12 protein-coding genes and 2 tRNA genes are annotated in these 13,517 nt (G+C 33.2%); 5 read left to right on the top strand and 9 right to left on the bottom strand.

Annotated features, from left to right (window positions below; all coding sequences use genetic code 11):
• Positions 1-63 precede the first annotated feature (63 nt).
• From BD847_RS17150 to BD847_RS17130, 5 genes are read right to left on the bottom strand one after another with little or no spacing between them, the layout of a single operon-like run.
• Positions 64-570, bottom strand: a complete 507-nt coding sequence (locus BD847_RS17150) for a DUF6702 family protein (RefSeq protein ID WP_115889498.1) — start codon at positions 568-570, stop codon at positions 64-66.
• Positions 567-1,322, bottom strand: coding sequence for a hypothetical protein (locus tag BD847_RS17145; protein ID WP_115889497.1), 756 nt, complete (start codon positions 1,320-1,322; stop codon positions 567-569). The genes BD847_RS17150 and BD847_RS17145 overlap by 4 nt, the downstream gene beginning before the upstream one ends.
• Positions 1,312-1,971 carry a carboxypeptidase-like regulatory domain-containing protein gene (locus tag BD847_RS17140; RefSeq protein ID WP_244201631.1) on the bottom strand — a complete coding sequence of 220 codons (660 nt, stop codon included), beginning with the start codon at positions 1,969-1,971 and terminating at the stop codon, positions 1,312-1,314. The genes BD847_RS17145 and BD847_RS17140 overlap by 11 nt, the downstream gene beginning before the upstream one ends.
• Before the next feature lie 55 nt (positions 1,972-2,026).
• Entirely contained in the window at positions 2,027-2,791 is a 765-nt protein-coding gene (locus BD847_RS17135; protein WP_167443879.1) for a carboxypeptidase-like regulatory domain-containing protein, read from the bottom strand.
• On the bottom strand, positions 2,778-3,533 hold the full coding sequence (locus BD847_RS17130) for a hypothetical protein (RefSeq protein ID WP_244201630.1): 756 nt from the start codon (positions 3,531-3,533) through the stop codon (positions 2,778-2,780). The genes BD847_RS17135 and BD847_RS17130 overlap by 14 nt, the downstream gene beginning before the upstream one ends.
• Before the next feature lie 189 nt (positions 3,534-3,722).
• Between BD847_RS17130 and pepE the strand changes: the two genes are divergently transcribed.
• Complete coding sequence (pepE, locus tag BD847_RS17125) at positions 3,723-4,430, top strand: dipeptidase PepE (RefSeq protein ID WP_115889493.1); 708 nt, start codon at positions 3,723-3,725, stop codon at positions 4,428-4,430.
• Positions 4,431-4,562: 132 nt separating this feature from the next.
• Here pepE and BD847_RS17120 read toward each other — a convergent pair.
• Both BD847_RS17120 and BD847_RS17115 read right to left on the bottom strand, forming a co-directional pair.
• Positions 4,563-4,635 (bottom strand) — tRNA-Gly (locus BD847_RS17120).
• A 71-nt stretch (positions 4,636-4,706) separates the two neighbouring features.
• Positions 4,707-4,779 (bottom strand) — tRNA-Gly (locus BD847_RS17115).
• Between the two features lie 134 nt (positions 4,780-4,913).
• Here BD847_RS17115 and BD847_RS17110 point away from each other — a divergent pair.
• Positions 4,914-5,351 carry a GNAT family N-acetyltransferase gene (locus BD847_RS17110; protein WP_115889669.1) on the top strand — a complete coding sequence of 146 codons (438 nt, stop codon included), beginning with the start codon at positions 4,914-4,916 and terminating at the stop codon, positions 5,349-5,351.
• A gap of 1 nt (position 5,352) precedes the next feature.
• Positions 5,353-6,945 carry a L,D-transpeptidase family protein gene (locus BD847_RS17105; RefSeq protein WP_115889492.1) on the top strand — a complete coding sequence of 531 codons (1,593 nt, stop codon included), beginning with the start codon at positions 5,353-5,355 and terminating at the stop codon, positions 6,943-6,945.
• Here the strand turns inward: BD847_RS17105 and BD847_RS17100 are convergent.
• Positions 6,934-7,656: a murein L,D-transpeptidase catalytic domain family protein gene (locus BD847_RS17100; RefSeq protein ID WP_115889491.1), complete on the bottom strand. Its 723-nt coding sequence runs from the start codon at positions 7,654-7,656 to the stop codon at positions 6,934-6,936. The genes BD847_RS17105 and BD847_RS17100 overlap by 12 nt on opposite strands.
• Positions 7,657-7,968: 312 nt before the next feature.
• Here BD847_RS17100 and BD847_RS17095 point away from each other — a divergent pair, with 312 nt between their 5' ends.
• A complete protein-coding gene (locus BD847_RS17095) occupies positions 7,969-10,398 on the top strand; it encodes a DUF5916 domain-containing protein (protein ID WP_115889490.1) in 2,430 nt (809 codons plus the stop codon).
• 140 nt (positions 10,399-10,538) lie between these two features.
• Positions 10,539-12,056, top strand: coding sequence for a 2,3-bisphosphoglycerate-independent phosphoglycerate mutase (gene gpmI / locus BD847_RS17090; protein ID WP_115889489.1), 1,518 nt, complete (start codon positions 10,539-10,541; stop codon positions 12,054-12,056).
• 191 nt (positions 12,057-12,247) lie between these two features.
• Here gpmI and BD847_RS17085 read toward each other — a convergent pair whose 3' ends face one another.
• On the bottom strand, positions 12,248-13,501 hold the full coding sequence (locus BD847_RS17085) for a DUF445 domain-containing protein (protein WP_115889488.1): 1,254 nt from the start codon (positions 13,499-13,501) through the stop codon (positions 12,248-12,250).
• Positions 13,502-13,517 lie beyond the last annotated feature (16 nt).

Here is a 13,517-nt window from a genome sequence, read left to right as displayed (position 1 = left end):
AATTTGATGGTAATTTTGTCAGGCTGTGAAAGTAGCAATTAAATTAATAATTTTACCAATTCATTAATACTTTAACAATTCTTTCCTTGAAGATTCCGTAAAAAGCACACTCTTTTTAGTATTGAATGCTGAAATATGTGTAATATTTTGCTGCTCTGAATTCCAGTCAGTTAAAATTGAATTTAAAATCTCTAGTGTTTTAAATTTCTCAACGTCTTTTATTCGGGAATAACAAACCAAAACATCATTTGATTCTACTTCTTTAGACAAAAATGTAATTGTTTTTGATTGGCCATTTACTTTGATTGCAAAATTTTCAGCAAGATATTTCTTTAACAACTCGACATCTTCAGGAGTCTCCTTGTCAGTGCCTACAAAAGTTTTTTTGTGGAATTTCTTTTCTAAACCACTATTCAGATCATCGATAAATATACGGGAAGTAATCTGAATCATTTTTTTCTCTGCTGCATAATTGACCTGAAAAACTCCCACATAAAATTTATGAAAGGTAAAAGCCGATAACAACAAAAATAATACCCCTAAGAAGGGGTAAATTAATCTATTTTTCATTTTTCAACAACATTCGCTTTTTGGAACTCTTTATTTTTATTGATTAAAAAATCGATAAGCTCAAATTTTTGATCTGGATTTAAGTGCCTTTTCGATTCAGGATCGTTTGAACAATACATCAAAAACAAATCTATTTCATCTTCTTTTAAACCCAAGGTTTTAGTAAAAAAATCCGGCTTAAAATTACTCTTACTATAAGCTACAAAAGCAATATCTGAGATTTCCTCTTCTTTCACGTCTTCTTTTTTCTTCAAAAGTTTCTTTACATCTTTAAAGATTCGGACAAAATCAGTTCCGTATTTGATGGTCTGATCCGAATACATTGCAATGTTTTTTGCGGTAGATTGCTGATCGTCTTCAAACTGCATATCAACTATTGCCTGAGATCCAACTCCAAGAGATTTTACTTTTAATTCCTTCTGAACAACAACCTCTTTCAATTGATTATTTACCAAATCTAATGGCACTACAAGAAGAATTTCATTACAATCTTTCTCAGTCAAGACTATTTTTTTTGATTGAAATGCCATTCCTGTAAAAAGCAAAGTATCTTTTGGTTGTGCCAAAATATCAAATAGACCACCAGCCCCAATAAAAGTTCTGCTTTTTGCATTAATATTCATAACATAACCACTTTCAATTGCAAGTGATGAATTGACCACTTGTCCGTGCAGTGATCTCCTTGTACCATTTTGTCCTAATGCAATTTGACAAAACAAGCAAACAACGAATACTCCTAGTTTATTTTTCATTTTCGAGAATAATTAAATACTTTCTGGCTAAATCTGTGATTAAAAACATACTCATTGTTTTGTTCTTTGTATTCAAAGATACGGCAAATTGGGCATCATCCACACAAAATAATTGAAATCCTTTAATATCATCTACCGGAATTTTTAATCGTTCCGTATAATAATTCTCATCAAAAAGATACTCTATTTTCTTAAAAAGCATCTCTTTTTTCTCAACATTCACTTCCTTTTTCAGCATTGCCGTCCGACCTGTAATCGCGTTAACCAATTTATCTACAGGACCCGAAGAAGCCGTAAATAATTTTCTTTCGGCTGGCGTATATGTCTTTTGCCCGTAAGGCACAATACCTAGATTTTCAGTTGTAATATTTGCATTTTCATTTACAACAACTTCTTTTAGCTCGATTTCTTTGGCCGACATTTTCACCTGAAGTTTTCCACTTTCGAAATCCTCCATAGTAACCCTATGCTTGAGCGGCTCCAAATTTACTGCCGAAAAAACCAAAACATCACCTTCTCTTACTACAATAGAAAACATACCGTTTTCATCTGAAATAGTTGTTAATTGCGTAGTATTATTAACAATACTAACACCATTAACCGAAGTTGATTTTTCAAAAATCTGTCCTAAAATTTCTTTCCTTGTCAAATTTTGCCCAGAGACAAACTGCGCAAAAAACAAAAAAAGGATTATATGTAATATCTTATTTAGTTTCACCTGAAATTATTTCATTGTATTTTAAAGCTGATTCCGCCAGCAAAGGCGTTAATTTTGATTTATTTTTCTCTGTCAAAAGAACTGTTATATCCTGAGTTTCGACAAAATAGAATTTAAAACCAGAAACATATTCCGAAGGTATTTTCAAATAATCAATAAAGTAGGCATCTTCAAATAAATTACCTAATTGTTCTATATTTAACTCTTTTCTTTCAAGTGCAACCAGCTCTTTTAATTGCTTTGTTCTTCCGCTAATTTTATTAATTAAAGGATCTACCGGCATTGATCCTCCCAACAAACCCAACAACATAACCGGTTTAAAATCACCTGCTGTTTTAAGTTTTCTTTCCGCCGGTGTATATGTTTTCTGGCCATGAGGTACAATTCCGAGGTTTTCGGCTGTAATTTGTGTATTTATAACTACTTCTTTCAACTCAATTTTATTCGCTACCATTTTAATAAATAGCTTCCCTACTTTCAAATCTTCCGCTGTAATTTCACGCTTAATCGAATCGAGACTAACCGCAGAAAAAACTAAAACATCACCTTTTTTGGCAGGAATAGAAAACACACCGTTTACATCTGAAACTTTAGCAATTTGAGAAGTAGTATTAATAATATTTACGCCTTCAATAGAAATAGAACCTTCAAAAATCTCGCCTAAGATTTCTTTTCTATCCACATCTTGCCCATAACCGAACTCAGTTAGAACCAAAAAAAGAATTATATTAAAAGTACTATTTGATTTCACTTGCAATCATCTCTTTATATTTAGTCGCTAATTCCGCCAATAAAAATTCCGTAGAAGTCTTGTTTTTCGAACCCAAAATAACAGTAAATCTATCATTTTCGACTGCATAATACTCAAATCCCTTCACATATTCAAGTGGAATTTTTAAGCGATCAACAAAGTGCTCCAGAGTAAACATTTTTTCTAAAAGCTTCATAAACGCTTCTTTTTTCTCGACTGCCAATTCCTTTTTCAACATTGCAGTACGTCCAGATATAAAATTAAATAAAGGATCTGCAGATACTGATCCTCCAGCCTCAAGTCTCCCGTCAGTTGGCGAGGTTCCTTCAGGATTTAAAGCAGTAGCAGTCCGTAATTTACGTTCGGCTTGCGTATATGTTTTTTGTCCGTACGGAACAATTCCTAAAGCTTCTGCATTTATATTATCATATCTTTTAACGATAACTTCTTGTAACTGATTCATTACCATACTTAACTTGACCGTAAAAGCAAGATCCGTAAAATCCTCACACTTCAACAAAACCCGTGTTTCTTTGAATTGTATAGACGAAAAAACAAGCACGTCTCCAGGCGCAGCCAAAATCGAAAAACCACCGGAAACATCTGTCGACGTAATAGCTTCAGTCTCGGCATTTATCACATAAACTCCTTCCAAATCAGAATTAACAGAACTGATTTTTCCATTTATAACAGTTCGTTCCTTAGTTTGAGATTTCACGCTTTGCCCTAATACAACAAGCAAACAACAAGCAATTTTAGTAATCAAAATGACAAAAAATTAAAATTATCCTTAAAACGGTAAAAATATCTTAATGTGTTCCAAAATTAGTATTAAGGACTTGGTAAAAATATGTTAATTAAAATTTGATTAATACAGTCAAAAACGGAGTTTTTAATACCTTTAACACCATCAATCTGACTTAAAGAAATTATGAAAAGTGTTATTATCGCCAGTACCTCTACACTCCACGAAAGCAGTTATTTAGAATATTTATTACCTGCATTACAATCGCATTTTAAAAATTGCAAAGAACTTTTGTTTATACCATATGCGCGCCCGAGCGGTATTTCGCATGACGACTATACTCAAAAAGTTTCAGAGGCTTTTGCTACCATCAACATTTCTGTAAAAGGAATTCACGAATTTGAAAATGCGCAGGACGCTATTAAAAATGCGGAAGCCATTTTTACAGGCGGAGGAAATACGTTTTTACTTGTAACTCAATTATACAAACAAAACATTATGCAGCTTCTTGCCGAAACTGTAAAAAATGGTACACCTTATTTAGGGACAAGTGCCGGAAGTAATATTTGCGGTCTTTCTATGCAGACGACAAATGATATGCCTATTATTTATCCGCCAAGTTTTCAAACATTAGGATTAATTCCGTTTAATTTAAATCCACATTATTTAGATCCGGACTTACAAACAAAACATATGGGAGAAACTCGAGAAACACGAATTAAAGAATTTCATGCTTTCAATTCGGTTCCTGTTTTAGGTTTAAGAGAAGGAAGCTGGCTGGAAGTAAAAGGTGATAAAATCACTTTAAAAGGAAATCTGACAGCTCGTTTATTTAAACAAAACGAAACGCCGATAGAATTGGAAACCGAAAGTGATTTAAGCAACCTGAACTAAAATTTTAAAACCATAGAAGTTATATAAGTTCATTTAATTAAAGCTTTAGCTAAAAACTTAATTTACTTATATAACTTATATGGTTTAGAAAAGAAACAAAAAAGCCTCAAACAATGTTTGAGGCTTTTGAAGAGCGAAAGACGAGGCTCGAACTCGCGACAACCAGCTTGGAAGGCTGGAGCTCTACCAACTGAGCTACTTTCGCATTAACAGGGTGCAAATATAAACAATTTTAATTTCTAAAAAAATAAAAATCTAAAAATTATTTATTTTTAGAGCGAAAGACGAGGCTCGAACTCGCGACAACCAGCTTGGAAGGCTGGAGCTCTACCAACTGAGCTACTTTCGCATTGGTGGTGCAAATATAAAAAGAAAGTTAAGTTCAAAACAAGCTTTTTGGCAAAAAAAATCAATAAAAATCAACAATATTTTATAACACATTTAAAATTAAAAAGTTATAAAGTCAATTATTTTTCAAAAATCATGACTACTATTAAAGAAATCGCATCGCAAGAAACTTATATTGTCCGTCAACCTGTATTAAGAAAAGGAAAACCTATCGAAAGTTGTATCTTTGAGGGAGACGATTTAGAGACAACTCATCATTTTGGTCTTTACGATAATGAAAATTTAACAGGAATTATTTCATTATTTTCGCAAACGAACTCTATATTTGCCGAAAAAAATCAGGCTCAAATTCGCGGAATGGCTGTTTTAGAAACGCATCAGAAAAAAGGATTTGGAGAAGCTTTGGTTCAAGAATGTGAAAATTATTGCAAAGATAATAATGTCGATTTAATATGGTTTAATGCCAGAACAGCTGCCGTTGGATTTTATAAAAAAATGAATTACCAAACTCTGGGAGAAGCATTTGAGATTAAAGACGTAGGCGAACATTATTTGATGTTTAAAAAATTATAAAATGAGGAAGCTCTACTTTTTATTGGCAATTTGTTTATTCATTGGTTGTAAAAAAGACACACCCAAAATAATTCCTATTGTCAAAAAAAAGGCTCCTTTAATTATTCTTTCTGACGAGAGAAAAGTTCAGATTGACACCGCAACAATAAACACTTTTAAGAGCGAAACCCTGAAACAGTTTTATGCAGCATCAGAAAATAAAACTGTTTGGGGAAATCTAAAAAAGAGAACATTTGTTTTGTCTCAATTAGAAAAATCAGAAGAACTTGGCTTAGATCCAACTGATTATAAAATTTCACAACTGAAAAAATTTGAAAGCAAAATCAATTCGCTTACTGATATTGATTTGGCAACCTATGATATTCTGCTTACATATAATTTTGAAAAATACTTAAACCATCTTTATAAAGGAAAATTAGATCCCAAAAAAATATACACGGACTGGGATTTAGACGAAAAAACATTTGACGTAAATAATGTTCTTATAAAAGGCTTCAACAAAAACAAACTAGATAGTATTGTTGACAATATTCAGCCAAAATCTGAAACCTATAAAGAGTTACTCAAAGCACTGGAAATCATTAATACTTTTCCTGATGACAATATCGAAAAAATAACTACTGATTCTTTGACAAAAAAAATAAGTTTAAACGAGAGCAATGCTGCGCTAATCAACATCAAAAAAAGACTATTGTTTTGGGGAGACATGACTGGAAAAGACAGTTTAACTACAATTTACAACAGAAAAACATTTGAGTCAATCAAGAAATTCCAGGAACGACACGGTTTAGCTGCTGACGGAGTTATTGGTCAAGGGACAATCAGTGCTCTTAATTACTCTAAAGAAAAAAGAAAGCAACAAATCATAGCTAATTTGGAACGCTGGAGATGGTTTGCATCTGATTTTGCAGAAAATTATTTCATTATAAATATTCCGGATTACTGCTTAAATGTAGTTGAAGAACAAGACACTACACTTACACGAAATATTGTCGTTGGAACAAACAAAAGAAAAACACCTATTATAACCTCAACACTTAAAACCGTTGTTTTTAATCCGACATGGACCGTTCCTCCAACTATTCTAAAGGAAGATGTCGTGCCGGCAATGAAGCTAAATCGAAATTACCTGGCAAATAAAAATATAACTATTTATGATACTTCAGGAAATGTTGTTGAACCAAATAAATGGAACGAAAACAAACCAAATAGATACCGCTACATACAAAGTCCTGGACAAAACAATTCACTTGGCGTAATGAAAATTTTATTTCCAAATCACCACAGTGTTTATCTGCATGATACCAATCATCGCAATTACTTTGGGAGAAACAACCGCTCGCTTAGTTCAGGCTGTGTCCGTGTTGAAAATCCGTTGGAATTGGCAGAGCATATTCTTGCTGATTCCATAAACTTCTCAAGAGAAAAAATTGACACTATTATTGCATCAAAAAAAACGACAAGTATTAGAATCACAAAAAAATATGCTTTGTATCAGTGGTATTGGACCGCATGGAGCAAAAAAAATCAGCTCATTTTCAGAGCTGATATTTATAATCTGGATTCGGATTTGTATGCTAAATTAAGAAATTAGCTTTTCTTCCATCGCAAAATCTCTTGACGGATGATAGATATACAAACACGATTTGCCTTTTATTGCTTCAATTATTTTATCTCTTAATTCAAAAGGGATTGCAGGGCAGCCTTGACTTCTTCCTAATCTCTTATTATTTCTTATAAAAGATTCAGACACATAATCTGCTGCGTGCATCACTACTCCTCTTTCGCGGGCATTGTCATTAAAACCTCTTTCTAAACCGTCAAGACGCAAAGAAGGTCCATGTTTTCCTTGATAAATTTCGCCAGTGGTATAAAAACCAAGACTGCTTTTAAAAGATGAATTATTATTTGAAAACGACGAAGCAAATTCTTCTCCCGTGTTTCTTCCATGAGCAACTAACGACTGAAACAAAATAGTATTTGTTGCTAAATCAATAACCCACAAACGTTTAGAGTTCGATGACAAGCTAAAATCAATCAGCGTTAAAATGTCTTTATGGATAATTCCTTTTTCTTTTAAAATATAAAACCCTTTTAAAGCTTCAGAAAAAGTTTTAAGTTCAGGAAGCTGATAATTGTTTGGATTTAAAGCGCTGTAAACACTTTCAATTTTAGCTTCAACTGTAAGTTTCTCAACTTTAGCAATAGTTTTAGTTGTTTCACTTTTAACATTAGGTGTGCTTTTCGAATCTTTACCAAAAGACAACAGCAAAAACACAAACAGGGGATAAATTTTGTAAATCATTGAATTTCTTTAGGTTAATAATAAAATTTGGGTAGGGCAAAAATATAAAAATTATGTAGCGTTTGAAACTCAACACACTGAATGAGTGCTTTTTTGCCTAAATTTTAACAGAATAATAGTAAAAAAACTGCATTTTGACAGAAATAATGATTATTTTGTAAGATATTTACTTATGATAAAAATCTAAACGTTTTAGCAAATATTCTTAATGAAAATATAATTTTGGCTTTTAAAAGTGTAACATTTATAATAAATGACTGTCTATTATTTTTATTAGTTAATCTTTGAGCTTATTCATTTTTAAAAATTTCAATGAAAAAATTAGTTTTCTTAAGTATTCTTCTCAGCTCTTTTTGGAGTTTTAGTCAGAAAAAAATACTGCAAGCACAGTCTACTGCCGAGCCCATCACTATTGATGGGAATCTGGATGAGGCAGCTTGGAACAACGCACCGATTGCGACTAATTTTGTCATGTTTGAACCAGATAACGGAAAACCGATTACTGAAAACAAAAAAACAGAAATAAAAGTACTTTATAATAATGACGCTATTTATATAGGCGCAATGATGTATGATGATGAACCAAACAAAATTTTAAAGGAAATATCGCAACGGGACAATTTTGGGACTGCTGATATTTTTGGTGTTTTTGTAAATGGTTTTAATGATGGACAGCAAAATTTTGAGTTTTTTGTTTCCGCCGCTGATGTTCAGGGAGATTGCATTATGACAGATGCCGTTGGAGAGGATTACTCTTGGGATGCAGTCTGGCTAAGTAAAGCAAAAATTATAGACAAAGGCTGGGTTGTCGAAATCAAACTTCCTTATGCTGCTTTGCGATTTTCTTCAGAAAACAAACAAACTTGGGGAATCAATTTTTTCCGTGAAGTGAAACGAGAGCGAAAAAAATACACTTGGACTTTAATCGATACCAAGATTGGAACATTCACGCAGCAAAACGGTGAATTGGCCGGAATTGAAAACATAAAACCTCCTACCCGTTTGTTCTTTTTACCATACGCTTCTTATTACTTAAATGCTGCCGACGGTCAAAAAACATATGGCACAATGAAAGGCGGAATGGATATAAAGTACGGAATTAATGACGCTTTTACGCTAGATGCCATCTTGATTCCGGATTTTGGTCAAACGAAATATGATGATCAAATTTTAAATCTTAGTCCGTTTGAACAGCAGTTTAATGAAAATAGAGCGTTTTTTACAGAAGGAACCGATTTGTTCAACAAAGGAAAAATGTTTTATTCAAGACGAATTGGAGGAAGTCCGTCTATAGATCCTGATTTAAATGACAATGAAGAAATCATTGAAAATGTACAAAATGTAAGTCTTATTAATGCATTAAAAATATCAGGAAGAACCAAAAACGGACTCGGAATTGGCGTTTTAAATGCCGTTACAGAGAAAACCTTTGCCACAATTAAGGATACCATTTCAAACGAAACCCGTCGTGTGGTTGTTGAACCTTTAACCAATTATAACGTATTGGTTTTAGATCAGCGCTTTCGCAAAAATTCGTCGGTTACCTTTATTAATACAAATGTTACCAGAAATGGCAATTACAGAGATGCTAACGTAACCGGTTTAGCCTGGGATTTAAACACAAAAGCAAATACTTATAGCTTATTTGGAAATGCAAAATACAGTCATATCAATAGCGAAGAAGATAAAAATGGCCTTTTTACAACCATCGGTTTTGCCGAAACCAGTGGAAAATACCGTTACAGTATTGGTTCTGATTTTGTAACAAAAGACTACGATCCTAATGATCTTGGAATCAATTTTTATACTAATTATTATAATTTTTATGGAAATGCCAATTATAGAATCCTAAACCCAACGAAGCTCTTCAATACTTTAAGGGTTAATTATAATATGTATGCCGAATTCAATAAAGAATCAGGAAAAGTACAGGATAACAGTTTCAATGCAAATATAAATCTGACCACAGTAAAAAATAATTATTTTGGCATGGGAATAACCTTCTATCCTGTAGAAATTAATGATTATTATGAGCCAAGAGCAGACAATCGTTATGTCATTATTCCGAGAAAATTCGAATCATGGGCAAGTATATCAACCAATTACAATAAGAAATTTGCTATAGATTTAAATCCGTCCATTGCGATTTTAGATGAACCCGGCAGAATGTCTTACGCAGTTGAAGTTGGTCCAAGATATCGCTTTAGTGATAAGTTTTTGCTAACCTATTATTTTACTTTTTTTAGAAAAAACAACAACAAAGGTTATATTGACAATGTAGACGGAGATAATAATGAAAGTACTCCGGACAATATTGTTTTTGCAAACCGAAACGTAATTACCTACTCCAATACTTTGGGCGGAAAATATGCTTTAAACAGCACAATGACCTTAAATTTATCCGTACGTCAATATTGGTCTTACGCCGAAAATAAAGACATTTTGCAACTGGAACAAAACGGAACACTAACGCCATATCCGGAATACACAGACAACAAAAATTCAAGTTTCTATTCCTGGAATGCCGATTTATCATATTCATGGTGGTTTGCTCCCGGAAGTCAGGTATCAATATTATATCGAAATAATGCTGATAATTTTGAGCGTATTATTGACAAACAATTTAAAGACAACGTAAAAGCATTACTCAACAACGATGCACTAAAACACGTTTTTTCTATCAGTGTCAAATACTTTATTGACTACAATGCTGTCAAAAATAAGTTCAGAAAAAGAGCTTAGCGTGAATTAATTTTAAAAAATAAAGACTTCTATAATTAAATTATTATTTTTTAATACGCTTCATTTTATTAAACATAAATGTAACATTGCTTTTCTTGCCTATTTTAGAAATGACTTATCTTTGTAGAAAACAAAAAGTAATGAACAAAAAAGTTATCCTTATGATTTTAGACGGTTGGGGAAAATCTCCTGACCCTAAAGTATCTGCAATAGACAATGCAAATGTTCCTTTTATAAACAGTCTTTACAAAAATTACCCAAGCGCACAATTGAGAACTGACGGATTAAACGTTGGTTTGCCTGAAGGACAAATGGGAAATAGCGAAGTTGGTCACATGAATCTTGGTGCCGGAAGAATTGTATATCAGGATTTGGCAAAAATTAATTTAGCTGTAGCGCATAAAACCTTAGCCAAAGAACAAGTTTTAATTGACGCCTTTACTTACGCAAAAGAAAACAATAAAAAAGTACACTTTTTAGGATTAGTTTCTGATGGAGGTGTGCATTCTCATACTTCACACTTGCGTGGATTAATCGATGCTTCTCAAGAATATGGTTTAGATCAGGTTTATGTTCATGCTTTTACAGACGGACGTGACGTTGACCCAAAATCAGGAGCAAAATACATTCACGATTTAGAGGATTACATTAAAGATACTCCCGTAAAAATAGCTTCTATTGTTGGTCGTTATTATGCAATGGATCGTGACAAACGTTGGGAACGTGTAAAACTGGCTTACGATTTAGTTGTAAACGGAGTTGGAACACCATCAACAAATGCTGTTGCAAGTGTTCTTGCTAGTTATGAAAAAGACGTTACAGACGAATTTATCGAGCCTGTTGTTATTGTTGATGAAAATGCGAAACCGCTTGCAACTATTGTTGAAGGCGATGTTGTTATCTTCTTTAACTTTAGAACAGACAGAGGCCGTGAACTTACTGAGGCGCTTTCGCAACAGGATTTCCATGAGCAAAATATGCACAAACTAAACTTATATTATGTAACATTGACAAACTACGACGAAACGTACCAAAACGTAAAAGTGGTTTACAATAAAGATAATATTACCGAAACTCTTGGTGAGGTTTTAGAAAAAGCAGGCAAAAAACAAATCAGAATTGCTGAAACTGAGAAATATCCGCACGTGACATTTTTCTTCTCTGGTGGTAGAGAAACTCCTTTTGAAGGTGAGTCAAGAATTCTAAGAAATTCTCCAAAAGTAGCAACGTATGATTTGCAGCCAGAAATGAGCGCTTACGAACTTGCGGACGCCCTTGTTCCAGAATTGAATAAAGGCGAAGTTGATTTCGTTTGTTTAAATTTCGCAAACGGAGACATGGTTGGTCACACCGGAATTATGGAAGCAGCGATTAAAGCTTGTGAAGCGGTTGATGCCTGCGCGAAAAAAGTAATTGATGCTGCTCTTGCCAATGATTACACAACAATTGTAATTGCAGATCACGGAAACTGCGAAACAATGATCAATCCTGACGGAAGCCCAAATACAGCACACACAACAAACCCAGTGCCGATTATTTTAGTGGACAAAGAATTGAAAAATATTCAAAATGGTGTTTTAGGTGATATCGCTCCAACGATTTTAGAATTGATGGGTGTGCAGCAGCCAAATGCAATGACTTGTCATTCGTTATTATAGAAAACCATTTTCTTACACATAAAAAGAGGCTAATTTAAAAATTAGCCTCTTTTTTGTTTTTTGTCATTTCGACTGAAAGGAGAAATCACAAAAGTAGCTCGACAAAGATTGGCGGATATACTTTGCGTAATTTCTAGTGTGATTTCTCCTTTCAGTCGAAATGACAAAACTGTGTGCAATTCTAAGGAATCTTAAATTATAAAGTAATGATATAGCTGTTCAACTCCATAAATCACAAGGCCAATAATTCCACCAACCAAAGTTCCGTTGATTCTGATGTATTGAAGATCCTTACCTATTTCTAATTCTAATTTTTCAGAAACCTCTTTCCCATCCCAACTTTTTACGGTTGAAGAAATCAAATCTCCAATTACTTTTTTATTGTTTAAAAGAACCGAAAGCATATCATTTTTAATGAAATTATTGATTTTGTCAATCATAACAGAGTCTTCTTTAATTCCGTTTCCGAAAGTTTGAATTAAACTCGAGATACTGTTTTTAATTGATGAATCATCTCCTTTTTCTAAATCGTTTGTAATAGAAAGTTTTATTTCATCCCAAATTCCATTGATATAATCCTGAACTTCTTTTCTTCCCACAAAACTTAAAATCATGTTATTGATTTTAACTCGCATTTCTTCGGAGTTTTTTATTTTTTCCAGAAAATCATAAACATACTCATCTATTTTAACTCTTACGGCACTGCCTGGATTTTTGGCTTCATTAAGAAAGTCTTGCAAACCATTAAAAACACCTTCAGTAATACTTTTATCGGCCAAGCCAAAACTCAAAAGTGGCGTTGAAGCTTTAACCTTTTTCCGAATCAAATCTTTATTATTTGTCAATTCTGAACTCATAACTTCCAAAAGATTCGTCAATAATTGATCTTTCATATTCCCTTTCTGCAAAGGTTCTAAAGCCAACGCAACCCAATCTCCAAAATTTATTCCTTCGAGTTTTTCCTTAAACTGAACCTGAATAAATCGCTTTATATCTTCATCTTTAATTGCTTTTAAAATTCCGGGAATAATATTTACTGAAACAACATTTGCAATTTTATTGGCGTTTTCTTCTTCTGAAAGCCAATCTGAAGCTTTTGTGGCAAAGTTCAACTCATCTAATTTAATCTCTAATTTTTCCTTATCTAGAAATTCCTCGGAAACAAAATTCCCCAAATTTTCTCCAATCTCATTTTTCTTGGTCGGAATAATAGCAGTGTGCCAAATTGGAATTCCAAGCGGATGACGAAACAAAGCTACAACCGCAAACCAATCAGCAATTCCACCCACCATTGCTGCTTCACTGAAAGCCTGCAGCATCGGAATTTTAAAATAAATCGCAATTATAAAAAGAAGCACCGCAAAACCCAAAAGTGATAAAGCACTCGCTTTCATTTTCTTCAAAGCTTTCAATTTAGCTATATCCTGATCTGTAGAAATTTCCATGATAATGACATTTTAC

This window comes from Flavobacterium cutihirudinis (assembly GCF_003385895.1).
In the GTDB taxonomy this organism is placed as follows: domain Bacteria; phylum Bacteroidota; class Bacteroidia; order Flavobacteriales; family Flavobacteriaceae; genus Flavobacterium; species Flavobacterium cutihirudinis.
This window is presented reverse-complemented; position numbering and strand designations above follow the sequence as displayed.

Coding starts and splice junctions, on each gene's coding strand:
- BD847_RS17145 (WP_115889497.1), bottom strand. CDS start 1,322: ATGAAAAATAAACTAGGAGTATTCGTTGTTTGCTTGTTTTGTCAAATT.
- BD847_RS17095 (WP_115889490.1), top strand. CDS start 7,969: ATGAAAAAATTAGTTTTCTTAAGTATTCTTCTCAGCTCTTTTTGGAGT.
- BD847_RS17110 (WP_115889669.1), top strand. CDS start 4,914: ATGACTACTATTAAAGAAATCGCATCGCAAGAAACTTATATTGTCCGT.
- BD847_RS17105 (WP_115889492.1), top strand. CDS start 5,353: ATGAGGAAGCTCTACTTTTTATTGGCAATTTGTTTATTCATTGGTTGT.
- pepE (WP_115889493.1), top strand. CDS start 3,723: ATGAAAAGTGTTATTATCGCCAGTACCTCTACACTCCACGAAAGCAGT.
- BD847_RS17100 (WP_115889491.1), bottom strand. CDS start 7,656: ATGATTTACAAAATTTATCCCCTGTTTGTGTTTTTGCTGTTGTCTTTT.
- BD847_RS17150 (WP_115889498.1), bottom strand. CDS start 570: ATGAAAAATAGATTAATTTACCCCTTCTTAGGGGTATTATTTTTGTTG.
- gpmI (WP_115889489.1), top strand. CDS start 10,539: ATGAACAAAAAAGTTATCCTTATGATTTTAGACGGTTGGGGAAAATCT.
- BD847_RS17085 (WP_115889488.1), bottom strand. CDS start 13,501: ATGGAAATTTCTACAGATCAGGATATAGCTAAATTGAAAGCTTTGAAG.